Source organism: Bradyrhizobium sp. BRP19, from assembly GCF_020194195.1.
In the GTDB taxonomy this organism is placed as follows: Bacteria; Pseudomonadota; Alphaproteobacteria; order Rhizobiales; family Xanthobacteraceae; genus Bradyrhizobium; species Bradyrhizobium yuanmingense.
On the sequence record NZ_JADYVZ010000004.1, the window covers coordinates 448,949 to 473,059 of the forward strand.

At 65.1% G+C, this 24,111-nt stretch carries 21 protein-coding genes; 14 read left to right on the plus strand and 7 right to left on the minus strand.

Annotated features, from left to right (window positions below; translation table 11 throughout):
* Window positions 1–54: 54 nt before the first annotated feature.
* The 4 genes from I6F36_RS16605 to I6F36_RS16620 all read right to left on the minus strand — a co-directional run bounded on the left by I6F36_RS16605 (window position 55) and on the right by I6F36_RS16620 (window position 4,288).
* Window positions 55–1,335, minus strand: a complete 1,281-nt coding sequence (locus tag I6F36_RS16605; RefSeq protein WP_225127287.1) for an ABC transporter substrate-binding protein — start codon at window positions 1,333–1,335, stop codon at window positions 55–57.
* Window positions 1,336–1,363: 28 nt separating this feature from the next.
* Entirely contained in the window at window positions 1,364–2,200 is an 837-nt protein-coding gene (locus I6F36_RS16610) for a carbohydrate ABC transporter permease (RefSeq protein WP_225171787.1), read from the minus strand.
* Window positions 2,197–3,015 (minus strand): sugar ABC transporter permease, encoded by an 819-nt coding sequence (locus tag I6F36_RS16615; protein WP_338076430.1) that lies wholly within the window; start codon window positions 3,013–3,015, stop codon window positions 2,197–2,199. The genes I6F36_RS16610 and I6F36_RS16615 overlap by 4 nt, the downstream gene beginning before the upstream one ends.
* 121 nt (window positions 3,016–3,136) lie before the next feature.
* Window positions 3,137–4,288 (minus strand): ABC transporter ATP-binding protein, encoded by a 1,152-nt coding sequence (locus I6F36_RS16620; RefSeq protein ID WP_225171788.1) that lies wholly within the window; start codon window positions 4,286–4,288, stop codon window positions 3,137–3,139.
* A gap of 152 nt (window positions 4,289–4,440) precedes the next feature.
* On the opposite strand from I6F36_RS16620, the gene I6F36_RS16625 reads away from it, so the two are divergent.
* The 8 genes from I6F36_RS16625 (at window position 4,441) to I6F36_RS16660 (ending at window position 12,319) form a co-directional block, all read left to right on the plus strand.
* Entirely contained in the window at window positions 4,441–5,340 is a 900-nt protein-coding gene (locus I6F36_RS16625; protein WP_225171789.1) for a LysR family transcriptional regulator, read from the plus strand.
* 210 nt (window positions 5,341–5,550) lie between these two features.
* Window positions 5,551–6,378, plus strand: coding sequence for an HD domain-containing protein (locus I6F36_RS16630; RefSeq protein WP_036023069.1), 828 nt, complete (start codon window positions 5,551–5,553; stop codon window positions 6,376–6,378).
* Between the two features lie 134 nt (window positions 6,379–6,512).
* Window positions 6,513–7,406, plus strand: a complete 894-nt coding sequence (locus I6F36_RS16635) for an alpha/beta fold hydrolase (RefSeq protein WP_225171790.1) — start codon at window positions 6,513–6,515, stop codon at window positions 7,404–7,406.
* 171 nt (window positions 7,407–7,577) lie between these two features.
* On the plus strand, window positions 7,578–8,204 hold the full coding sequence (folE, locus tag I6F36_RS16640) for a GTP cyclohydrolase I FolE (RefSeq protein ID WP_225171791.1): 627 nt from the start codon (window positions 7,578–7,580) through the stop codon (window positions 8,202–8,204).
* Between the two features lie 144 nt (window positions 8,205–8,348).
* Entirely contained in the window at window positions 8,349–8,924 is a 576-nt protein-coding gene (locus I6F36_RS16645) for an HdeD family acid-resistance protein (protein WP_225171792.1), read from the plus strand.
* 223 nt (window positions 8,925–9,147) lie between these two features.
* The gene (locus tag I6F36_RS16650; RefSeq protein ID WP_036006122.1) at window positions 9,148–10,359 is read left to right on the plus strand and encodes an ABC transporter substrate-binding protein; all 1,212 of its coding nucleotides are present in this window, start codon (window positions 9,148–9,150) and stop codon (window positions 10,357–10,359) included.
* 295 nt (window positions 10,360–10,654) lie between these two features.
* Window positions 10,655–11,869 carry an acyl-CoA dehydrogenase family protein gene (locus tag I6F36_RS16655; RefSeq protein ID WP_225145147.1) on the plus strand — a complete coding sequence of 405 codons (1,215 nt, stop codon included), beginning with the start codon at window positions 10,655–10,657 and terminating at the stop codon, window positions 11,867–11,869.
* Window positions 11,870–12,025: 156 nt separating this feature from the next.
* Window positions 12,026–12,319, plus strand: a complete 294-nt coding sequence (locus I6F36_RS16660; RefSeq protein ID WP_225127281.1) for a hypothetical protein — start codon at window positions 12,026–12,028, stop codon at window positions 12,317–12,319.
* Between the two features lie 214 nt (window positions 12,320–12,533).
* On the opposite strand, the gene I6F36_RS16665 is transcribed toward I6F36_RS16660, so the two are convergent.
* Window positions 12,534–14,273 (minus strand): methyl-accepting chemotaxis protein, encoded by a 1,740-nt coding sequence (locus I6F36_RS16665; protein ID WP_225127280.1) that lies wholly within the window; start codon window positions 14,271–14,273, stop codon window positions 12,534–12,536.
* 235 nt (window positions 14,274–14,508) lie between these two features.
* On the opposite strand from I6F36_RS16665, the gene I6F36_RS16670 reads away from it, so the two are divergent.
* The 5 genes from I6F36_RS16670 to I6F36_RS16690 all read left to right on the plus strand — a co-directional run bounded on the left by I6F36_RS16670 (window position 14,509) and on the right by I6F36_RS16690 (window position 21,845).
* Window positions 14,509–15,891, plus strand: a complete 1,383-nt coding sequence (locus I6F36_RS16670; protein WP_225171793.1) for an ethanolamine ammonia-lyase subunit EutB — start codon at window positions 14,509–14,511, stop codon at window positions 15,889–15,891.
* Between the two features lie 148 nt (window positions 15,892–16,039).
* Window positions 16,040–17,626, plus strand: coding sequence for a B12-binding domain-containing radical SAM protein (locus I6F36_RS16675; RefSeq protein ID WP_036023085.1), 1,587 nt, complete (start codon window positions 16,040–16,042; stop codon window positions 17,624–17,626).
* Window positions 17,627–17,632: 6 nt separating this feature from the next.
* Window positions 17,633–18,418 carry an ethanolamine ammonia-lyase subunit EutC gene (gene eutC, locus I6F36_RS16680; protein ID WP_225171794.1) on the plus strand — a complete coding sequence of 262 codons (786 nt, stop codon included), beginning with the start codon at window positions 17,633–17,635 and terminating at the stop codon, window positions 18,416–18,418.
* 207 nt (window positions 18,419–18,625) lie between these two features.
* Entirely contained in the window at window positions 18,626–20,992 is a 2,367-nt protein-coding gene (locus I6F36_RS16685; protein WP_225171795.1) for an RND family transporter, read from the plus strand.
* 70 nt (window positions 20,993–21,062) lie between these two features.
* On the plus strand, window positions 21,063–21,845 hold the full coding sequence (locus I6F36_RS16690; protein WP_225171796.1) for a class I SAM-dependent methyltransferase: 783 nt from the start codon (window positions 21,063–21,065) through the stop codon (window positions 21,843–21,845).
* 16 nt (window positions 21,846–21,861) lie between these two features.
* Here the strand turns inward: I6F36_RS16690 and I6F36_RS16695 are convergent, their stop codons facing one another.
* Both I6F36_RS16695 and I6F36_RS16700 read right to left on the minus strand, forming a co-directional pair.
* Window positions 21,862–22,695: a hypothetical protein gene (locus tag I6F36_RS16695; protein WP_225171797.1), complete on the minus strand. Its 834-nt coding sequence runs from the start codon at window positions 22,693–22,695 to the stop codon at window positions 21,862–21,864.
* A gap of 91 nt (window positions 22,696–22,786) precedes the next feature.
* Window positions 22,787–23,284 (minus strand): hypothetical protein, encoded by a 498-nt coding sequence (locus tag I6F36_RS16700; protein ID WP_036006098.1) that lies wholly within the window; start codon window positions 23,282–23,284, stop codon window positions 22,787–22,789.
* Window positions 23,285–23,742: 458 nt separating this feature from the next.
* Between I6F36_RS16700 and I6F36_RS16705 the strand changes: the two genes are divergently transcribed.
* Complete coding sequence (locus I6F36_RS16705) at window positions 23,743–23,976, plus strand: hypothetical protein (protein ID WP_025035011.1); 234 nt, start codon at window positions 23,743–23,745, stop codon at window positions 23,974–23,976.
* The last annotated feature ends 135 nt before the right edge of the window (window positions 23,977–24,111 follow it).

Consider the following 24,111-nt stretch of genomic DNA (forward strand, 5'->3'; position numbering starts at 1 on the left):
ATCGAGGCGGCACGGGGCGCCGAGGACGTCCCGTGCCGGGGGATGTGAGGATGGTCAGCGCGCCGCGCCTGTGGTCTTCGGCAGCAGCTTCTGCACGTCAGCCGTCATGTCGGCGAGGACGGCCTCCGGCTCCTTTGCGCGGGCGCCCGAGATGATCGAATTGAGATGATCCTTGATCACGTCGGTGATCTTCAGGCCGTTGTCGCCGGGGAAGGCGTACCATTTGGTGAGCAGCGCGAGCTGGCTGACCGCGGTGTAGTTGTTGGGGTTCTTGACGTAGAAGTCCTTCAGATAGACCTCGTTGGCGACCTTGTTCGGCGGCATGTAACCGGTGGTCTCCGCCATGATCGCGGCGCCCTTGGGGCCGGTCCAGAATTTCACCGCTTCCCAGGCGGCATCGCGCTTGGCCTTGTCCTTGGCGAGGATCAGCACGACGTTGCCGCCGGCCGGCAGCCTGCCCTTGGTGGAGGCGACGTCCGGGAACGGAATCGTCTTCAGCGCGAACTTGCCGCCGGTCATCTGCGTGACCTTGTTGAGGTCCGAGGTCGAGGTGACGTGGAAGCCGGTCTTGCCGGCCGCGAACGCCGCGCGCATCGACGGCTGGTCGAGATTGGGCATGCCGGCCTCGTTGACGAGCCGCGCGATCGTATTGATGGCGAACTTGCCTTCCGCTCCGTCGAACGCGACCTTGGTCTCGTCGGCATTGAGCATGGTGCCGCCGCGCGCGAACACCGGCGCCTGCCACAGCCAGTTGCCGGTGATGTCCCAGGCATAGGTGACGCCGTTGGTGTCGTTGCCGAGCGCCTTGATCTTCTTGGCCAGCGCGATCAGCTCGTCCCAGCTCTTCGGCAGATTGTTCACGTCGCCGCCGGCCTGCTTGACCAGGTCGAGGTTGACGTAGACGATCGGCAGCGAGATCGCGAAGGGCAGGGCGTAGACCTTGCCGCTGGCGGTGCCGATGTCGAACATCGCCTGGTGGAAGCCCTGCTTGTCGAAATCCTTCTCCGCGGCGATGTAGCCGTCGAGCTCGGCCGGGATGTTCTTGTCGACCAGGACGCGGATGCGGTTCAAGCCCTGGAACGAGACGTCAGGCGTCTGATTGGTCACGGCCTCGCGCAGCACCTTCTGGGTGCCGTCCTCGTAGGATTCGTAAGGCGCCCGCATCGTGACCTTGATCTCCGGGCGCACCTTGGTGAATTCCTCGGCGATGCGCTTGTGCGTCTCGGTGAACAGCTCCGGATAGGGATATTGCATCACGATCTCGGTCTTTGTCTGCGCGAGCGCAGATCCGGCCGCAAGCGACAGAGCCGCCGCGGCGATGATGGTCTTCAGCATGATAGACTCCTTGTTTGAGGTGACGTGGCTACTTGATCCCGGTGAGGGTGATGCCCTCGATGAAACGGCGCTGGGCAAAGAGGAAAGCGATGACGAGCGGCGCGATGATCACCATCGCCGCCGCCATCAGCGGGCCGTAGCTGGTGCCGGCCTCGCTGTTGCGGAAATGGGCGACCGCGAGCGGCGGCGTGCGCAAATGCTCGCTGTTGAGCACGATCAGCGGCCAGAAATAGTCGTTCCAATGCGCGACCACGGAGAAGATGCCGAAGGCGGTCACTGCGGGAATCGCGGCCGGCAGCATCACCCGCCAGACGATGCCGAATTCGGAGATGCCGTCCATGCGCGCGGCGTCGACGAGATCGTCGGGCACGGTCTTGAAGAACTGGCGCATCAGGAAGATGCCGAACACCGAGATCGTGAAGGGCAGCACCAGCGCGGCATAGCTGTCGAGCAGGCCGATCTTGTGCAGCAGCAGGAAGACCGGGATCGCGGTCGCCTGCGGCGGGATCAGGATCCCGAACAGCACGAGCGCGAACAGCGTCTCGCGGCCGAGGAAGCGGAGTTTTGCGAGCGCGTAGGCCGCCGGCAGCGCCACCATCACCTGCAGCACGAAGATCGAGGCCGTGACGATGATTCCGTTGAGCAGGAAGCGCAGCAGATTGGCCTTGGCGAAGGCCTCGCGCAGATTCTCGACAAGCGCGAACTGGTGCGGGATCAGGTGCAATTCGCTGGAGAAGATCTCGGTCTGCGGCTTGGATGCGGTCGAGATCATCCAGATGAAGGGGGCCAGCATGAGCGCGGCGCCCGCGATCAGCAGCACGTGGCGGAGGATCGCCCGGACTGGGATGGGATGCGCGTTGCTCATGTGTAGTGCACGCCGCGATCGGCGAGCCTCGATTTGATCAGGGTGAGCGCGAGGACGAAGACCAGGAAGACGACGGTGATGGCCGCGGCATAGCCCGAGCGGAAGAATTCGAAGCCTTCCGTGTACATCGTGTGGATCAGAACCTCGGTGGATTTCGACGGGCCGCCCTTGGTCAAGACGTGCACGGTGTCGAACACCTGGAACGAGCGGATGCCGGAGATCACGACGACGAAGGTCGTGACCGGCCCCAGCATCGGCCAGGTCACGAGGCGGAAGCGTGCCCAGCCGCTCGAGGCGCCGTCGATCTCGGCCGCCTCGTAGAGCTGCTTGGGAATGGAGACGAGGCCGGCGAGGAACAGCACCATGTTGAAGCCGACGGCCTGCCAGATGCCGATCGCGCACAGCGCATAGAGGGCGGTGCTGCGGTCCTGGAGCCATGCGAAGGCCGGCAGGCCCGCGCCGCGGAGCAGCCCGTTCACCAGGCCGAATTGCGGATGCAGCATGAATTCCCACACCACCGCCATCGCGATCAGGGTCGCCATGACGGGGAGGAAATAGATCGTCCGGTAGAGGCTGCGCAGGCTGGTGCCGCTCTGGATCAGAAGCGCGATCGCAAGGCCCGCGATCACGGCGCCGGGCACCACGATCACGACGTAAGTCAGCGTGTTGCGCAGCGCGGTCCAGAACACCTTGTCGGCGAACAGGTCCTGGTAATTGGCGAGCCCGATCCAGGAGAAATGCGGCGCGCCGAGCTGATAGTCGGTGAAGGAGAGGGCGATCACGCCGGCGAGCGGACCGAGCAGCATGACCAGCATGAGCGCGGCGGCCGGCGTCACCAGCGCGTAGGCGGCATGGCTCCGCCTGCTGCCATGGGCCGGCAGCGTGCGCCTTGTCGTGCCCGCGGGAGCGCCGGCGGCCCCGATCGTCATGGAGCCGTCAGACATGGGCGGGCTCACGGATGCGCTCGGCCTGCTCCATTCTGAGCTCGATCCGCTTCCCGGCGGGATCGAACATCCGCACCGCGTCTGGTGCGAAGCCGAAGGCGACGGAGCTTGCCATCGCCGGCAAATGCTTGAGGTCCGCGAGCCGCGCGATCAGGCGCGACCCGGTGCCTTCGACCGCCAGATGCACGAAGGCCTCGGCGCCGAGATTTTCCAGATGGACGACGGTTCCGGAGAACGGCCCGGTGCCGAGCTCGATCCGCTCCGGGCGGACCCCGATGCGGCAATCGCCTGCCGCCGCATGGCACGTGAGCTTCAGCGTGGTCCCGAGCACATCGACGCCGCCGTCCTTGCGGATCCGGCCGGGGAGAACGTTGATCTTGGGGCTGCCGATGAATTCGGCAACGCGGATGTCGCCGGGCTCGTTGTAGATCTCGGCCGGCGTGCCGGCCTGGACCAGCTCACCGCCCATCATGACGGCGATCCGGCTCGACATCGTCATCGCCTCGGCCTGGTCGTGCGTGACGTAGACGAACGTCGCCTTGAGGCGGCGATGCAGCTCGGCGAGCTCTGCGCGCATGTGGACGCGCAGCTTGGCGTCGAGATTGGAGAGCGGTTCGTCGAACAGGAAGGCCACCGGCTCTCGCACCATGGCGCGTCCGACCGCGACGCGTTGCCGCTGTCCGCCGGACAATTGTCCGGGCTTGCGCCGCAGCAATGGGGTGATGTCGAGCTGCTCGGCGATGCCTTCGATGTCGGCGCGAATGTGCCGTTCCTTGGCGCGCCGGCCCGGCAGCAGCGCACCCAGTAGCGGCAGTCGCTCGATCGCGGAGAGGCGCCGCATCCGCAGCGGCACCGCGATGTTGTCGAAGGCGCTCAAATGCGGATAAAGCGCATAGGATTGGAACACCATCGCGAGGTTACGCGCGCTCGGGCGAATGCCGTCCACGGGGCGGCCGTCGATGCGGACCTCGCCGGAATTCTGCGGCTCGAGCCCGGCAATGATGCGAAGCAGGGTCGACTTGCCGCAGCCGGACGGGCCGACCAGCGAGATGAATTCGCCGTCGGCGATGCGGAAATCGATGCCTTTCAGGACGTCGGTGCCGTCAAAGGACTTGCGGATTGCGGAAAGTTCGATTTGCGCCATGCGCGCTGATCCCCTGCTGGCCCATTTGCGGCGCACGAGGAGTAGGAGGCGCGTCTGACATTCACATAACGGTCAATGGCCCGGCTTATGGTCGTCCCAAGTTTTGCTTTCAGGTCCGGAAGACGGGGAAGAACGATCTTGGGTTGCTTGTTGTGGCGTTGACGTCGTCGCGTGTCCGGGCGGTCAATGCGGTGTTCGAGACCGGCAGCTTTGCCGCTGCGGCAAGGCGGCTCGGGGTGTCGCAGCCGGCCGTTGCGCAGCTGGTGCGGGATCTGGAGGCCGAGTTCGGGGTGGCGCTGTTCGACCGACACGGCCAGACCCTGATCGCGACGTCGCTGTGCCGGCGGCTCTATGCCGCAACGAGCCGCATGCAGGCGGTCGAGGCGGATGCGCTCGCCATCCTGCAGCAGCGCGACGAGCTCACGGGGGGTGAGCTTCGCATCGGGCTCGGCAACGCCATGCCCGGCATGGCGTTGATCGCGGCGTTCCGCAACCTCTATCCGAAGATCCAGATCAACATCGAGATCGGCAGCTGGTCGGCGATCATGGCCGCGGTGGTCGACCAGCGCGTCGACGTCGCCGTATTGCCGGAGGTGCCGCAGGACAACCGCTTCCGGCGCGAGCCCTGCGTGCAGCAACGCGTCGTTGCGATCTGCCATCCCGTTCACGACCTCAGCCGCCAGTCGCGCGTGTCCATCGCCGGCCTCGTGCAATATCCGCTGGTGTTCCGGACCCGGGATTCCGCGACCCAGCGCGCCGTCGACCGGGCGTTTCGCGCCCTCAACCTGCGCGCCAGTCCGGCGATCATCGTCAATACGCGCGAGGGGATGCTGGAGGCGGTCGCCAACCGGCTTGGCGTCGGCTTCGTCTGGGAGCACGGCTCGAGCCGCATCGACCGGATCGCGAAGGTGGCGATCGCGGAAATCGAGGCGGAGTCGCCCGAATACATCTTCTCGCTGGCGGGCAAGCGCGGCAAGCTGGTCGAGCTGTTCTATCTCGCCAGAAGCCTTTTGCGCCCGGCCGACGGCGCCGATATCCTGGCCGCGCCCTGAGCGGCGGCCGCCTTCCCGCCGCTTTGGGTTGTGCTGAACTGTGACGGCAACCGTGATGTTGCGCAGCGGGACGGTAAGGTATTTGCGTATTTTCCGTCCCCGAAGTTTGGTTACCCGGCCCAAGATGGGCTATGCTCCCCGCTGCGTCGACGACAAGAATGAGACGTCGGGAGATGGCATGGGATACCAGCGGCGGACGGGGCTGCGTCCATGATAACCTTACCCAGACTGGCAGCTGAATCGCTGGAGCAGTTCCTCGGCAACTTCATGCGCCGCCGGTACGATGAGACTTCCGCAAGCATCGTTGCCAGCGCAACCCGTACCGCGATGGAATGCATCGGCAACAGCGATGCGCTCTACCACAATATCGAGCATACGATGCTGGTGACCCTGGCCGCCCAGGCGATCCTCCGCGGCCGAAGCCTTCATACCCATCTTTCGGCGGAAGATTACGTTCATGTCCTGATCGCCTGCCTCGCCCACGACATCGGCTATGTCCGCGGCCTGTTCGAGGAGGATGACGCCGACGGCTTCGTCATCGACGCCGCCGACAACAAGATCTCGCTGCCGCGCGGTGCATCGGACGCGAGCCTGATGATGTATCACGTCGACCGCTCGAAGCTGTATGTGACGCGGCGGCTGCGCCATATCCCGGGAGTCGATCCGGAGCGCGTTGCCCGCGCCATCGAGGGGACGCGCTTTCCCGCCCGTGAAGGCCAGGAATACGACGACGAAGCCTCGATCCTGCGTGCGGCCGACTTCATCGGCCAGCTCGGCGATCCCAACTATCTGCGCAAGGCCAACGCGCTCTATTACGAGTTCGAGGAGGTCGGCATCAACCGCCAGCTCGGCTACGACTCGCCCGCCGACATCGTGAACCGCTACCCGCAATTCTATTGGAACAGCGTCGCTCCGCACATCCAGACCGAGATCGGCTATCTCAACAAGACCGAGATCGGCCGGCAATGGATCGCCAACCTCTACAGCAACGTGTTCCGCGCCGAACGTGACATCTCGCTGTCCGGTCCGCAGAAATAAGCCCCTTGTAGCCTCGTAGCCCGGATGGAGCGTAAGCGAAACCCGGGATTGGCGGATACAGGCGTCCCCGCATTGCGCTTCGCTCCATGCGGGCTACAAGAGCTCTGCGCAACGAGATCATCCGTGAGCAAATCATGCAACAAAAAACCATCACCACTGATATCCTCGACATCGCTTATCGCGAATACGGTGCGCCGGACGGCTGGCCCTGCGTCATGGGGCACGGCTTTCCCTATGACGCGAACGCCTATGCCGAGACCGCGCCGATCCTCGCCGAGGCCGGCGCCCGCGTGCTGGTGCCCTGGCTGCGCGGCTACGGGCCGACGCGGTTTCGCTTCGCCGAGACGCTGCGCTCCGGCGAGCAGGCGGCGTTAGGTGCCGATCTCCTGGCCTTCATGGATGCGCTCGGTATCAGGCGCGCCGTCGTCGGCGGCTACGATTGGGGCGGGCGTGCCGCCTGTGTGGTCTCGGCGCTCTATCCGGAGCGCGTGGTCGGTCTCGTCTCCGGCAATTCCTACGATATCCAGAACATCGCCCTCGCCATGGAGCCGGCTTCGCCGCCGGAGGAGGCGGCGTTCTGGTATCAATATTTATTCCACAACGAGCGCGGCCGCCGCGCGCTGGAGCGCAACCGCCGCGGCTTTGCCCGTCAGCTCTGGACGATGTGGTCGCCGAAATGGGCCTTCGACGACGCGACGTTCGAGACAAGCGCCGTGTCCTTCGACAATCCCGATTTCGTCGATGTCGTGATCCATTCCTACCGCCATCGCTACGCCCTCGTGGCCGGCGATCCCGCCTATGCGGGGATCGAGGCAAAGCTCGCCGCGCAGCCGCCGATCCGTGTCCCGACGATCGCGGTCGACGGCGACAGCGACGGCGTCAATTCCGGCACCGCCCACCACGCGCGCAAGTTCGAGGCATTTTTCGAGCGGCGCGTCTTCACCGATGCCGGTCATAATCTGCCGCAGGAGCGGCCGGCCGAATGGGCTCAGGCCGTGATCGACGTGCGGAAAGCGGCTGCGTCATAGGCGGCCCCGAGGCGCCCTCGGCGCACCTCATCATGAGGGGATTGGCGGGTCGGCACTAGGCCATCCATCCGTTCCCCAAATTTCCCCGACTTTCGGGAACCTTTTCCGATTGCGGCCGTCCAAGCTGTGGGCCCGCTTCCATATGCGGGCTCGTTGCAGGGGAGAAGCTTGATGAAGTCACAAGTGCGCAAGCTGGAACGTGTCGCCGTGGCGCAGACGCCGACCGATCGGCCTGACAGGGCGGAGGTCGAAGAGGCGATCCGGACCATGATCCGCTGGGCCGGCGATGATCCCGCGCGCGACGGTTTGCGCGAGACACCTGCTCGCGTTGCACGCGCGTTCGCAGAGTATTTTTCCGGATACGCGCAGGATCCGACCGAGATCCTGCAAAAGACCTTCGAGGAGATCGAGGGCTATGACGAGATGATCGTCCTGCGCGGCGTTCGCTTCGAGAGCCATTGCGAGCACCACATGGCGCCGATCGTCGGTCGCGCCTGGGTCGCCTATATTCCGCAGGGGCGCGTCGTCGGCATCTCCAAGCTCGCACGCGTGGTGGACGTCTACGCAAAACGGCTCCAGATCCAGGAGAAGATGACCGCACAGATCGCCAACACCATCAACGACGTGCTCAAGCCCGAAGGCGTCGGCGTCATCATCAAGGCGACGCATCACTGCATGACCACGCGCGGCGCGCACAAGCCCGGGACCGATCTCGTCACCAGCCGTATGCTGGGTGTGTTCCGCGACAATGCGCTGACGCGCCAGGAACTGCTGGGGCTCGCCAGTTCGGACGATTGACCTGCGCTCGGCGCTGACCCGCCGCATTCGATCTTGATTTGCGTCAAGGTTGCGGCAGGCGAGGTCTGCTCTGCTGGGTGTTGTCTCGGTCGGGTGCGTGCTATCATGGCGTGTGCCCGGGGGCTTCGCATGCAGGAGTGGCCCATGACAACTGCGTCAGATACGTCTCATCCGTCCGGTCTCGGCTCGGGAATGGCTGCGCTACACGCCAAATGGGGCTGGATCGTCGCGCTCGGCGTCGTCTACCTGATTGCCGGCTTCGTCGCGCTCGGCAGCATGGTGATGGCAACGGTGGCGAGCGTGATCGTGGTCGGCGCAATGATGATCGTCGCCGGCGTCACCGAGGTGATCGGCGCATTCCAGATGAAGAGCTGGGGAAAGTTCCTGATCTGGGCCTTGCTCGGTGTGCTCTACATCGTTGCCGGCTTCCTCACCTTCGCGAACCCGCTCTTCGCCGCGGTTCTGCTCACGCTGTTCCTCGGCGCCTCGCTGCTGGCCTCCGGCGCGGTCAGGCTGTTTCTCGCCTTCAGCATGAAGCGCGAAAGCCCGTGGGGCTGGGTGGCGGTGTCGGCCGTCGTCACGCTGCTGCTCGGGCTGCTGATCCTGGTGCGCTGGCCGGTGAACAGCGTCTACATCCTCGGCCTGTTCCTCGGCATCGACCTGATCATGGCCGGTGCCGGATGGGTCAGCTTGGGCTTCGCCTTGAGGCGGCGCGGCTAAAGCATGATCCGGAAAAGTGCCGAAGCGGTTTTCCGGAAAGCTCATGCGTCAAGAACAACCTGACGCACGATGACGATTCATCAAAATCTCGTCGCGCTTCAGGCGATGCCATCAGCAACTCGACGCAAGACCATCTTGATGAACTCCGCTGATCTGACGCGCTGACAAGAAGCAGCGCGCCGCGCGGTCGTTTCGCCGCGGCGACAATCATTGGGGAGAAACCATGAAAGCCGCTTTGGCCCTGGCCGCAGCGCTGGCTGCCGCCTGCTTGTCCGCTCCTGTCTCCGCGCAAAAATCCTACGGTCCTGGAGTTAGCGACACCGAGATCAAGATCGGCAACACTATGCCCTATAGCGGCCCGGCATCGCCGCTCAGCATCACGGGACGGGTGATCTCCGCCTATTTCGACGAGATCAACGAGAAGGGCGGCGTTGGCGGCCGCAAGCTCAACCTGATCTCGCTTGACGATGCCTTCTCGCCGCCCAAGACCATGGAAGCCGCGCGGCGCCTCGTCGAAGGCGACGGCGTCGCCTTCATCTTCGCCACCATGGGCACGGCGCCGAGCTCGGCGATCGCAAAATATCTCAACAGCAACAAGGTGCCGCAGATCTTCCTGATCAGCTCGGCCTCGAAGTGGAACGATCCCGCCAACATGCCTTGGTCGATCGCGCTGCCCTGGGCGCCGAACTACACCAGCGAGGCTGCGATCGACGTCGCCTATGCCCGCGCCAGGAACCCGAATGCGCGCTTTGCGGTGCTCTACCAGAACGACGACGCCGGCAAGGAATATCTTCGCGGCGTTAAGGAGGCGCTCGGTGCCGACGCCGACAAGGCGATCGCGATGGCCTCGAGCTTCGAGGTCGCCGATCCCACCGTCGATTCCCAGGTCCTGACGCTCGCCAATACCAAGGCCGACGTCTTCATGATCTATTCGGTGACGCCGCGCGCCTGCGCGCAGGCGATCCGCAAGGCGCACGAGGTCGGCTGGCAGCCGACGCGCTTTCTGGCCTCCGGCTGCGCCAACAAGGCTACCGTGATGGCGCCCGCTGGCCTGGAGGCCGGCAAGGGTGTGCTGTCGCTCGGCGCGCTCAAGCCGTTCGTCGAGGCGCCGAAGGACGATCCGGCGATGACGGCCTATATCGACTTCATGAAGAAGCGCCTGCCCAATGCCGACATCAACAACGTCGCCGGCCTCTATGGCTACACCGTCGCCGAGGCGCTGGTGGCGCTGCTGAAGCAGTGCAAGGACAATCTGACGCGCGAGAACATCATGGCGCAGGCCGCGAATCTGAAGAACGTGCCGCTGTCGCTCCTGATGCCCGGCATCACCCTCAACACCACGCCGCAGGATTTCCGCCCGATCAAGGACGGCTACATGCTCCAGTTCGACGGCAACGACTGGGTGGTGGCAAGCGAGCTGTTGCGCGGGACGTGAGAGGCGGGTTCTCGCGGCGGATGCGAAATCGTAGGGTGGGCAAAGGCGCACTTGCGCCGTGCCCACGATCTATCAATGATGACCGAGAAAGAGCGTGGGCACGCTTCGCTTTGCCCACCCTACGAGACTGATGTCTCCATCACGTCATGGCCGGGCTTGTCCCGGCCATCCACGCATTTCCCCGCGGCACGAAGAACGTGGATGCCCGGGCCTTCGCCTCGCCGAAGCGGCTTCGGCCGCGCAGGCGGGATAAGCCCGGCATGACGACCTCAAATGTAGCGAACAGGAGACCACCATGGACTTTCACCACTCCGCCCGTTCGCTGGAGCTCCAGGACCGCGTTCGCCAGTTCATGCAGGCCCATGTCGAGCCGGTCGAGGAGCTCTACTACGAGCAGGTCAAGCCGGAAGCTTCACGCTACAAGACTCCGCAAATCCTTCAGGATCTGAAGCGGCGGGCGCGCGAGCAGGGGCTCTGGAACCTGTTCCTGTCCGGCGAGCACGGGCCGGGTCTGACCAATCTCGAATACGCGCCGGTGAAGGAGATCATGGGCCGCATCCTCTGGGCGCCCGAGGTCTTCAACTGCTCCGCGCCCGATGTCGGCAACATGGAGGTGCTCGCAAACTACGGCACCAAGGCGCAGCAGGAGCGCTGGCTGAAGCCGCTCCTGGAGGGGCGCATCCGCTCCGGCTTCTCGATGACGGAGCCGCAGGTCGCCTCCAGCGACGCCACCAACATCCAGTGCGAGATCCGGCGTGACGGCGACGACTACGTGATCAACGGCCGCAAATGGTTCACCTCGGGCGCGATGAACGAGGATTGCGAGATCCTGATCGTGATGGGCAAGACCGCACCCGACCATCCCGACCGCCATCGCCAGCAATCCATGATCCTGGTGCCGAAGAATACGCGTGGGGTGCGCATCCTCCGCGACATGCTCACCTACGGCTATGACGATGCGCCGGTCGGCCATCCCGAGATCGTCTACGACAACGTCCGCGTCCCCGCCGAGAACATTCTGCTCGGCGAGGGCCGCGGCTTCGAGATCGCGCAAGGCCGGCTCGGCCCCGGCCGCATTCACCACTGCATGCGCCTGATCGGCTGCGCCCAGCGGGCGCTGGAATTGATGTGCCAGCGCGCGGTCTCGCGCGTCGCCTTCGGCAAGCCGCTCGCAGAGCAGGGCTCGGTACGCGAGGACATCGCGCACTCCTTCTGCGAGATCGCGCAGGCGCGCCTGCTCACCTTGCAAGCCGCCGACAAGATGGACCGCGAGGGCAACAAGGCCGCGCGCGACCTGATCGCCGCGGCCAAGATCGTGGTCCCGAGCATGGCCGCCCGCGTCATCGACCGCGCCATTCAGATCCACGGCGCCGCCGGGGTCTCGCAGGACACGTTCCTCGCGCGCGCTTACGTCTATGCCCGCTTCATCCGCATCGGCGACGGGCCGGACCAAGTGCATCTCGCGGCCGTCGGCAAGGAGCTGATCAGGCGCGGCGGGGTGATGGGGTAGCGCCGTGGCCCTTGGCCGGATTGCGCATCGGCGGCGCTTCGAAGCGCCGCGACGGGCAAGTCTTTTGGCCGCGATGCAGTATGGCCTCAGATCAGTGTAGTACGATAGTAACTGCTGACCGAGAGTGACCCTGCACGCCATGGCGGGTTCACCCAGGTGAAAGAGCACAGATCGCTTTTGCGCGAGAAAACGTCCGATGCCGAAGGCGAGCGCGCAAGACTGGACAGCATCATCGATTTCGAGCGGCGGCACTTGCTCGCGGACCTGCGCGCCGGTCGTCCGGATGTGATCCTCGTGGATACCCGGCTGCTCAGCGCGGTCCCGTTCGACTGGCTGGCCTGGGCAAGGTCCGATCCGGAGCTCCAGGCCGAGCTAAGTCGTTACCGCGAGCTCGAGGATGCCGGCGGCCGCGTCCGGATCTTGGTCGCTCGATCGGGTTCGGAGCGGTAACCCCGTTCGGTTGCCAGCCGCGGCACAGGCGCCACGCTCGGCATGCTGACATCATGCCCCTGTTTTGCCCGACGAGTCAAAATCGGTCCGTAAAAACAGCAGGGCTTCGCGCCGGGCCGCCAAGCCATTGAAAAAGCTGACCCCCGTCTACTGTGCATGGGGTTGTTTTTCCGTTTTTGCTGGAGCGACCGTTTTCGCGGCGCCAGGCGGGCCGCTACCCCGCCTTGGCGATGCGACCGTCCGCCGACCCCGCGCGCAGATTCTGGAAGAACGTCTCCACCTCCCGCGACAGCGTCTGCGCCGTCTCGGTCAGGCTGCTGGCGGCGGTGAACACCGAAGCCGCCGCAGTATCGGTCTCGCCGATGGCATCGCGCAGCGAGGTGATGTTCGCCACCAGCGTCTCGTTGCCTTGGGCAGCGCTTTGCGCGTTGGAGGAGATCTCGCGCGTGGCCTGGTCCTGCTGACTGACGGCGCCGGCAATCGCGGACGTGACCTCGTTGATCTCGCGCACCGCCCCGCCGATCTCGCGCACGGCGTCGACGGCGTTCCGCGTCGAGGCCTGGATCATCGCGACGTTCTCGCTGATCTCGGCCGTGGCCTTGGCGGTCTGGCCCGCGAGCGCCTTCACCTCGTGGGCGACGACGGCAAAGCCGCGGCCGGCATCGCCGGCGCGCGCCGCCTCGATGGTGGCGTTCAACGCGAGCAGGTTGGTCTGCTCGGCGATCGCCTGGATCAGGTTGAGCACGCCGTCGATGCGTTGCGTGGCTGCAGCGAGGCTCTCGATCTCGGAGATCGACTTCTCGGTGCGCTGGCCGGTCTGCTCGACCGCGCCGGCGCTCTGTCGCACCTGGCGGCCGATCTCCACCACCGAGGCCGAAAGCTCCTCGGCCGCGCCCGCCACCGCGGTGACGTTGTGCGAGGCCTGCTCGGTGGCGTTCGCCGCGGTGCCGGCGCGGCTGCTCGCATCCGCAGTGACACGCGTGATGGTCTGCGCGGTCTCGCGCATGACGGAGGCGTTGTCGCTGAGGCCGCGCATGATCGCGCCGATCGCCTCGCGAAATTGCTCGACGGACCGCTCGACGTGACGGGCGCGCTCCTCGCGCGCGGCGGCGTCTTGCGACACTTGCGAGGCGAGATTGCGGTTGCGCCCCATCGAGTCCTGGAACACCTGGATGGCGCGGGCCAGCGCGCCGATCTCGTCGGCGCGGTCGGAGTGCGGCACCACGACATCGGCGGCGCCGTCGGCGACCTGCTTGATGGTTGCGGTGATCGCGGCGAGCGGCCGGGCGATCGAGCGGGCAATGATGACGATGCCAGCGACGACGAGGGCCAGCGCCACGCCGCCGAGGCAGGTGAGGATGAACGACAATGTGCGGGCGGTCTCGGTCTGCTGCGCGATCTGCCTGCCGCGCTCGGCATAGACCTTTGACAGCGCCTCGAGGTCCTTGTTCAGCGCCGAGCGGACGCTGCGGTTGGCGTCGTTGTCGCCCCATTCGCGGCCCGCTGCCGCGTTGATCTCGACGCCGCGCCGCACTAGCTCCTTGCGGAACTCGACGAACTGCTCGATGCGCTTCTTGAAGGTCGCGAACTGCTCGGCATCGTCGGCCTTGACGATGGTCTCCCAGCGCTTCACGACGTCGAGGATCTGGGCGTTGAACTTGAGCAGGCCGTCGCCGTATTTCTTCACCACGGCCGGCTCGGTCGACATGTAGATGCCGCGCGATTCCATCACCACCGCATAGACGAGGGAGTTGACCCGCTCGACGTTCAGCGCGGCGGCATTGGCCGTCTCAATCGCGACTGCGAGGTCCGCGCTGCGGCGGCTGTTGTAGTCGGACAAGATCGCGATCGCTGCCGTGAGCAGCGCGAACAGCGCGAAGATCGCATAGAGCTTGCTGGCAAGCGTGAAGCGGCCTGCCGGCTTGGCGGCATTCCCAGATCGGTCGGATGTCATGCTGTTCAAGGAGCCCGGATTGGCCTGACCGGCCGGTGAACGGGGTCAGGCAAATTGTTGCAAAACTATGCAGAACGAAGATGGACGCCTCGTTAACGCGCGGCCTGGCCGCCTCCGTCCTTGGTCGAAGGAAAGGCAAGTCATTTCAGCGTCTTGATCCGAAGGTTTAGTTTCAGGATAGTCTTTTGGGATAGTCTTGGAGTCGGCCGTTGGCCGAGCAACCCCGGAGAGACCCTTGGTCTACCGCCACAGCATCGACGCCACGACCTACAGCTTCCCTGACCTGCGCGACCTGCTCGCCAAGGCGACACCCCCGCGCTCCGGCGACCGGCTGGCCGGCATTGCCGCTGCCAGCTCCGAGCAGATGATCGCCGCGCGGATGGCGCTCGCCGATGTGCCGCTCGGCCAGTTCCTGCAGGAAGCCGTCGTTCCCTACGAGGCCGACGAGGTCACCCGCCTCGTCATCGACAGCCATGACGCCAAGGCGTTCGCGCCGGTGGCATCGCTGACGGTCGGCGCCTTCCGCGACTGGCTGCTGTCGGACGCCGCAACGCCCGAGATCCTGCGCAAGCTGGCGCCCGGCATCACGCCGGAGATGGCGGCCGCGGTGTCGAAGCTGATGCGCAACCAGGATCTGATCCTGGCGGCGCGGAAATGCGAGGTCACCACCGCCTTTCGCAACACTATCGGCCTGAGGGGGCGGATGAGCACACGCCTGCAGCCGAACCATCCCTTCGACGATGCCAGGGGCATCACCGCCTCGATCCTCGACGGCATCCTGCTGGGGGCGGGCGATGCCTGCATCGGCATCAATCCCGCCAGCGACGACCCCGCCGTCATCGCGCAATTGCTGCGGCTGCTCGACGAGATCATCGCGCGGCTGCAGATCCCGACGCAAGGCTGCGTCCTGACCCATGTCACGACGACGCTGTCGCTGATCGGGCAGGGCGTGCCGGTCGACCTCGTCTTCCAGTCGGTCGCGGGCACCGAGGCCGCCAACCGCAACTTCGGCATCGACCTCGCACTGTTGAAGGAGGCGCAAGAGGCCGGGCTGTCGCAGTCGCGCGGCACGGTCGGGCGGAACCTGATGTATTTCGAGACCGGCCAGGGCTCGGCGCTGTCGGCGGGCGCCCATCACGGCGTCGACCAGCAGACCTGCGAGGCGCGCGCCTATGCGGTCGCCCGCGCCTTCGCTCCGCTGCTGGTCAACAGCGTGGTCGGCTTCATCGGCCCGGAATATCTCTATGACGGCAAGGAAATCATCCGCGCCGGGCTGGAGGATCATTTCTGTGGCAAGCTGCTCGGCCTGCCGCTCGGGGTCGACATCTGCTACACCAACCACGCCGAGGCAGATCAGGACGACATGGACAATCTCCTGACGCTGCTCGCCGCCGCCGGCGTCACCTTCATCATGGGTGTTCCCGGTGCCGACGACGTCATGCTGAACTACCAGTCGACGTCTTTTCACGACGCGCTCTATGTCAGGGACGTCTTCGCGCTGCGCCGCGCGCCGGAATTCGACGACTGGCTGGCGCGCTCGGGCATTGCAGGTGCCGATTTCCGGATTGCCGGCGATGCAGGCCTGCTGCCCGATTTTGCCGCGCGGCTGATCGCATGAGGCGGAAGGTCAACTCGGTTGGGAAACCATCGGCGCCTCTCGGAATTATGCTTACGCCACAATATTGAGAAATTCCGGCGACAGCATTACGCTATGTGTCGGGCTGGCAATTTCCGCACCATCGGTTGAGTGTGGCGGGGGAGCTTTGATGCGAGCTGAAAGTAACGGAACGTCCCGGCGGATTCTCTGCGTGTTTCCGCGCTACACCTCGTCCTTCGGCACGTTCGAGCATTCCTATCCCCTGACCGATGGCGTCCGCGCCTTCATGCCGCCGCAGGGCCTGCTGCTGATCTCCGCCTATCTCCCGAAGGAATGGCAGGTCAAATTCGTCGACGAGAACCTGCGCCGCACGACGAGGGAGGAGTTCGAATGGGCGGAAGCCGTCTTCGTCAGCGGCATGCACATCCAGCGCCAGCAGATGAACGACATCTGCCGCCGCGCCCATGAGTTCGATCTGCCGGTCGCGCTCGGCGGGCCTTCTGTCAGCGCCTGTCCCGACTATTACCCGTCCTTCGATTATCTGCATGTCGGCGAGCTCGGCGACGCCACCAACCAGCTGATCGAGATCCTGTCGCGCGGCACCTCGCGGCCCGAACAGCAGGTCGTGCTCACGACCAAGGACCGCGTGCCGATGACGGAGTTTCCGATCCCGGCCTACGAGCTCGCCGACGTGAAGAAGTACTTCCTCGGCAGCATCCAATATTCCAGCGGCTGTCCCTACCAGTGCGAGTTCTGCGACATCCCCGGCCTTTACGGCCGCAATCCGCGCATCAAGACGCCGCAGCAGATCATCGCCGAGCTCGACCGCCTGCGCGAATGCGGCATGACCGACACGGTCTATTTCGTCGACGACAATTTCATCGGCAACCGCAAGGCGGCCATGGACCTGCTGCCGCACCTGATCGAGTGGCAGAAGCGGACCGGCTACGTGGTGCGGCTCGCTTGCGAGGCCACGCTCAACATCGCCAAGCGCCCCGAGATCCTCGAGAAGATGCGCGAGGCCTATTTCATCACCATCTTCTGCGGCATCGAGACGCCGGATCCCGACGCGTTGAAGGCGATGCAGAAGGACCACAACATGATGGTCCCGATCCTGGAGGGCGTGCGCACCATTAACTCCTACGGCATGGAGGTGGTCTCGGGCATCATCATGGGGCTCGACACCGACAAGCCGAACACCTCGGAGGCGCTGCTCGCCTTCGTCGAGGAGTCCCGGATTCCGCTGCTCACCATCAATCTGCTGCAGGCGCTGCCGAAGACGCCGCTATGGGACCGGCTTGAGCGCGAGGGGCGGCTGGTCGAGGACGATGGCCGCGATTCCAACGTCGACTTCCTGCTGCCCTATGACGAGGTCGTCGCGTCCTGGAAGCACGCCATGGCAGTCGCTTACGCGCCCGACAAGGTCTACGCGCGCTATCAGCACCAATGCGACCACGTCTATGTGAACCGGCTCAAGGTACCGGTGCCGGACGAGATGAAGACCTGGCGCAGCATCCGGCGCGGCCTCGTCATACTGCGCAACATCTTCTGGAAGGTCGGCGTGCTCGGCGACTATAGGCGCGTGTTCTGGAAGTTCGCGCTGGGCCGCATCAAGCGCGGCGACATCGAAGGCCTGATCGGCTGCACGCTGGTCGCGCACCATCTCATCACCTTTGCGCGCGCGGCCTCCAGCGGCAAGCAGAACGCCTCGAACTATTCGATCCGGCTGCGCGAGGCCGCCGTGCCCGCCGAATGATGCCACATGTCTGACCCGGCCCTGCCGCGCCGTCCGACCCTCGATTTGCGCTCGTTTACGCCTGCGCGCGTCGCGCTGGGGCGCAGCGGCGCGAGCCTGCCGACAAGAGCGTTGCTCGATTTCACGCTGGACCATGCCCGCGCGCGCGATGCTGTGCATGCGGCCTTCGACACGCCGCGTCTCATCGCCGATCTCGACGCACTCGGTGTTGCGGTGACCGAGGTCAGGAGCCGGGCGGTCGATCGCGGCGACTATCTGCGGCGGCCGGATCTGGGACGACAGCTCGACCCCGGCTCGGCTCAGCGTCTGGCACGAAGCATCTCGGCGCCGTGCCAGCTCGCGGTCGTGATCGGAGACGGCCTGTCCACGGCGGCGGTCCATAGCCATGCGGCGATCGTGGTAAGGCGCCTGTTGCAATCGCTTGCGCAGGGGGATGCTGTCGCGGTTCGCCGTGTCGTCGTCGCATCGGGCGCGCGCGTCGCGCTCGGCGACGAGATCGGCGCTATTCTCGGTGCACGCATGGTCGTGATGCTGATCGGCGAGCGGCCCGGCCTGTCCGCGCCCGACAGCCTCGGCGCCTATCTGACCTTTGCGCCGAGGCCCGGCCGCACCGATGCCGAGCGCAATTGCGTCTCCAACATCCACCACGCCGGGTTGAGCCACGAGGAAGCGGCGTTCAAGATCGCCTGGCTGGTCCGCGAGGGGCTGGCCCGGGAGATCACCGGCGTGGCGCTGAAGGACGAGAGTGCGGACCGCGCGCCGCGCCAGATTGGCACATCCTCGCCGGGATGACGGTCATTCCAGGCCCGGATCGCCGCTTTTCGATCGATTCGGCCGGGCTTGGCCTGCTTGCGAAAAGACCTGTTGACCTGCTAAACCGCTGCCGGCGATTTTCCGCGCATTTTCAAAGGGCAAGCCTCCCATTGGTATGGCGTTTTCAAGCCGGTCGCGCGGCGCGATAAGCTCACAGCCCGAGCCGATTTAGGAACTGGACAAGGCATGCTCGAAAAGCACAGCGAGAGTGAGGTTCATGTCGACAAGGTCGAGCAGGGATCTACGTCCTCCATCGCCTTCGGGCTGGAGCGTCTCGGGCTGATCGCCGTTCGGGCCCCGATCGTCTCCTGCATCATCCTGCTCGCGTTGATAGTCGGCGCCGTGTTCGGGATCTACCGGATCAAGATCGACGATTCGCTGTCGCAGCTGTTCCGCTCCGACAGCCGCGAGTTCCGCCAGTACGAAGAGGTCACCAAGAAATTCCCGGCGGAGGAGTTCGACGTACTCGTCGTGGTCGAGGGCAAGACCCTCCTGGAACGCAGCAACCTCGAGAAGCTGCGCGACTTCGTCACCGACCTGCAGCTGGTCGAAGGCACGCGCGGGCTGGTCTCGCTGTTCTCGGCGCGCCAGGCGCCGGCCCCCGGCAAGCTGCCGGCGGCCCTGTTCCCGCCCGAGCTACCGGAGGGCGCGGCCTATGACAAGTTCATCGAGACCGTCAAGAACAACGAGATCATCCGCGGCAAGCTGCTGTCGGAGGACGGCACATTGGCGCTGGTCGTGCTGTCGCTCGATCCGGAGGTGGTCGCTTCCAACAAGTTGACCAAGACCGTCGCCGACATCCGTGCGCTGATGAAGGAGACGCTCGGGGACACCGGCCTCAACGTGCAGCTCTCCGGCGTCCCGGTGATGCAGCTCGAGATCCGCAACGCGGTTGAGCGCGACGGGCTGACCTACAACATCCTCGGCATCCTCGCCGGCTGCATCATCGCCATCATCTTCTTCCGCAAGATCTCGTTCATGATCGCGGCGGCATTCCCGCCGATGATCGCTATCCTGCTGGCGCTAGGCGCGCTCGGCTGGGCCAATTTCAACCTCAACATGTTCCTGAACGTGATGACGCCGCTCATCATGGTGATCAGCTTCTCCGACTCGATGCAGCTGACCTTCGCCGCGCGCGATAGGCTGATCGCGGGCCAGGACAAGTTCACCGCGTTCAAGAACGCGGTGCTGGTGGTGGGCCCGGCCTGCGTGCTGACGCATGGCACCGCCGGCATCTCCTTCATCGCGCTGCAATTCTCCGACTCCGATCTGATCCGCAAGTTCGGCGAGGCGGGCCTTGCCGCCACCATCATCGCGCTGGTCGCGGTGCTGTCGCTGGTGCCTGTCTTCGGCGTGCTGTTCGTGCGCAACGAGAAGGTCTTTGCAGTCAAGTTCCAGGGCGCTGATGCCGGCGTACAGGCGCTGCGCAATTTCTGCTACTGGATTGCGGTGCGCATGGTCGGCCGGCCCGGCCTGTTCAGCCTGCTGGCGGTGCTGTTCGTCGGCGGCCTCGGCGTCATCTATGCCAATCTGGAGCCGCGCTACCGGCTCGCCGACCAGGTGCCGGACAAGCGCCAGGCGGTTGCCGCCAGCGACCGGTTAGACGCCAAGCTGACCGGCGCCAATCCCGTCAACGTGCTGATCGTGTTCCCCAAGGGTGAAACGCTTTATTCGCCGCAGACGCTCCAGACCATCGCCGAGGTGCATGCGACGGTCGAGAAGTCCGCAGGGGTGGGCAACGTGTGGTCGCTGGAGACGCTGCGCCGCTGGCTGGCGGAGAAGGCCGGCAGTGCCGATGTCGCGACGCTGAAGGAATATGTCAGCGTCATCCCCGAGCACCTGGTGCGCCGCTTCATCGACGCCGAGCAGGACGCTGTCGTGGTGGCCGGCCGCGTGCCGGACAAGGATTCCAGCCAGCTCCTGCCGATCGTCGACAAGCTCGATTCGGAGCTCGACGCCGTCCGCAAGAAGCATCCGGGCTATGAGATCGCCGTGACGGGTCTCGCCGCCATCGCCGCGCGTAACTCGGCCAACATGATCGAGAAGCTGAACCACGGCCTCACGATCGAATTCGCGCTGGTCGCGATCTTCATCGGCCTCGCCTTCCGCTCCTGGGTGGTGACACTCGCCTGCATCCTGCCGGGCATCTTCCCGGTGGTGATGTCGGGCACGGTGCTGTGGGCGATGGGCGAGGGGCTGCAATTCGCCAGCGTCGTTGCGCTCACGGTCTCGTTCGGCCTCGGCCTTTCCGCTACCATCCACTTCCTCAACCGCCTGCGGCTGGAGAACAAGCCGGGTGTCGGCTCGGCGCTCGCGGTGGAGCGGGCCACCGTGCTGGTGGGACCTGCGCTGATCCTGACCACGGTGGTGCTGGCCTGCGGCCTTGTCGTCACCGTGTTCTCCGACCTGCCATCGCTGCGTCTGTTCGGCTGGCTCAGCGCCTTCTCGATGGTCATGGCGCTGGTCGCCGACCTCTTCATCCTGCGGCCGACGGCGATGTGGCTGATCAACCTGCACGGCAAGCTGCAGGGCACGGACAAGCCGGCGATCTGAGTGGCTTCCACCGGACATGGAATCGGCGCAGTCTGAATGACTGCGCCGGAGTTCCGGTCGGGGACGAATCATGCAGCACGACGGCGCGATCGTGGCGTTTCAGCAGAAGCGAGGCGGCGATTCAGCCGCCTTTTTCGTCCCGTTCCTGACATCGGGTATGACCCTGCTCGACGGCGGCTGCGGGCCCGGCACCATTACGGCAGCGCTGGCGGGGCACGTCGAAAGGGCCGTCGGCCTCGATATCGAGCCGACGGCCATTACCGCCGCCAATCGGCTCGTGTCGGCGGCGGGCTCGACCAATCTGGCCTTTGTCGGAGCCGACATGACGGCGCTGCCGTTCGACGATGGAACGTTCGATGCCGTGTTCTTTCACGCGGTGCTCTACCATCAGAGCCGAGAGATATTGGCGCGAACGCTGGCCGAAGCGCGACGTGTGCTGAAGCCGGGCGGCCTCGTCGCAACGCGCGATGCCGACGTCGGCGGCAACGTTCTTCACCCTGAAATCGACGGCGTGCGGCTCGCGCTCGATCTTTGGCAACGCTGGTACCAGCACGACGATCCGGAGGCGCTTCGCTTCGGGCGCCGGCAGGGCTCCATCCTCCGAGCCCACGGCTTCGCGCCGGTCTGGGCCGGTGCGAGCTACGTCAACCACAGTGCCGATGCGCAGAGCCGCAGCGAGGCCGTTGCCGATGCGCAGCGGAGCCTGCTGGGGCTCGGACCGCAACTCGTGGCCAGGCGGCTCGCGACAGACGATGAGATCCGGGCCGCGCTTGCCGGCTGGAAGGCCTGGGAACGCGATCCGGACGCGGTCTATTTCCGATGCCGCTGCGAATGCATCGCGCGAAAGGACTGATCCGGCGCGGTTCGGCTCACGCCTCGACGCGGACGATTCCATAGGGATTGAACTTGAAGTCGCCCTCGGCGTAGTCCTGCTCCCGCGACAGCGCGAGCTTGCGGTCGCGCAGCGTTGCCTCGATGCCGCGCTCGGCCATTGCGTCCGCGATTTCGTCCATCAGATTCGCTGCGTTCCGGTCGCTGCCGCGCGATCGCGCGACATAGATTTCCGGCAGTCCGACGAGGTGGAAGCCGACGCTTTCGTTGTAGGTGTCGCCGGCAAGCGGACGCTTGGCGAAGGCGAGGCGACAGGATCGGCCCATCGCTGGCGTGACGGTAAGGCCCTGGTTCGTGTTTGCGGCGGCCTTGCACTCGCGGGCCAGTTGCCGCCATCGCGTGAGTCCGTGGGCAACGCCCGCGCTTTCTCCTTTCACGGCCGTGGCGCCGGCCTCGATCATCTCCTCGACAATTCGCAAGGCGGCAGCTGAATAGGCGACCGTCTTGTGCTGCTCCATCGGCGGGCTCAGCACGTAGAGGACCGCTTTGTGATTGAGTACGGCCATTTCGTCCGCCTCGGACCACGCTTTCGGAAAGACGCGGTCCCAGCACACACCGAAAGAGCGCTCCATGTGCGGATCGGGTTTGGCTTGCGAATAGGTGCGGTCGATCTCGAAGCCGAAATCGGCGATCGTCTTCGCCACCGCCTTGGGCGGATGCAGCAGGCTTTCATTCTTGACGAGGAAGCAGAGCACGTGACGCGGCTTCACGGACGAAGGCTGCATGTTCGCTCCCTGCTGATCGCTGGCGAAGGCGCGGCTGGCCACGAAGAGCCCGGCGGCCTTCAGCAGATTTCTGCGGATCGGGTCCATCTCAGCAAATCCAGCCGGTCAGTTCGTGTCAGCAAAAAGCCCCCGGCTCGCGAGAACCGGGGGCATGTTCCTCATTGCGTGCGAAAGGCCTTCAGCCCTTCGTCATCGTGATGTTGACGCCGCGGATCTCGCCCTTGGACGAGATCTGCACCGTCTGCTTGGTGCCGTTGGTGCGCAGCGACAGGTTGGCGGCAAAGCCGTTGGCCTCGACGAAGACCTCGATCTGGCCGCCGCCGGCGGTGCCCTGGAGATTGCCGAAGATGTTGCGGCTGGACTCGCTCCAGTTGCCGGAGATGCGGTCGCCCTGGCTCGTCACGTCGCTGGTGAGGTTGAACTTGTAGCTGTCGGAGGCGCAGCTCAGCGCCTGCTTCAGGTTGAGGCCGCTGCCGGCGACCTTATAGTCCGCTTTGCAGCGAATGCGCTCGGTGGAGCCGTCGGACAGCGACACCGTGCCGGTTCCGGTCCACGCGCCGTCGAAACCGGCAAACGGTCCGGACGACTGCGCGTGGCTTGCCGATGCCGAGAAGAGCAGCGCCACCCCGATGCCGGCCGCCCTGATTGCCAGTCCAGATCGCCAAAAGAATGTCATCTCGAATATCCCGCTTTGGAACGACGTTCGCTTCGATCGAGAACGTCTCGCCACATCGAAAGTTTAGTGCTCCGAGCAAGTCGCAGGTTCAAAGCCCTGCGGCCAGAGACGGCGGTTCACGCGGCCGCGCCGTGCTTCCAGGGGCCGCGATTTGCCGCGCTTCGTCATGTTTCCGGCAGCCGAGGACGGGCGAAGAGATGCAGCGCGGCAACAGGTCTGCATTAAAACGCAATGCTCCCGAATTATGATGTAGTATCAATCCCTTACATCTGTCAATGAAGGCGCGGGGAAGACCTGATTCGGCGGGGGCGGCGCCAATTTGGCCGCATTTGCCAGTGCTTGTGCCTTCCCTGAGGCCGCTACAAGCGGCGACTTGCCATCAGAACCAATCCGTTCCGGCCATCCGCCCTGCGCAGTCCGGGATCGGTGCGATTCTGCCGTCAGAATGAAGGAATACAATGCGCAATCTTCTCGTCGCTCTCACCCTGCTGTCGGCCTCCCTTTCGACGGCAGCGTTCGCCCAACAAGGGCGTGGCACGGACGCCGAGCAGAAGGCCTGCACCCGCGATGTGCAGAAGTTCTGCCGCCCGGTCATCGACCAGGGCGATTTCACCATCCTGGCCTGCCTCAAGGAGAACCGGGCCAAGATCTCGCAGGCCTGCGACCAGGTGCTGAAGAACCACAATCAATAAACTCGGCCATTGGCCTAGAAAGGCGGCCCTCGGCCGCTTTTCCGGGCCCAATTCGAAGGGGCAGCCATCGACGGACAGGATTGGTTTTGCGGCCGTATTCCCCTATATGGGGGCCGCGGCGGCGTCGCGGCGTGA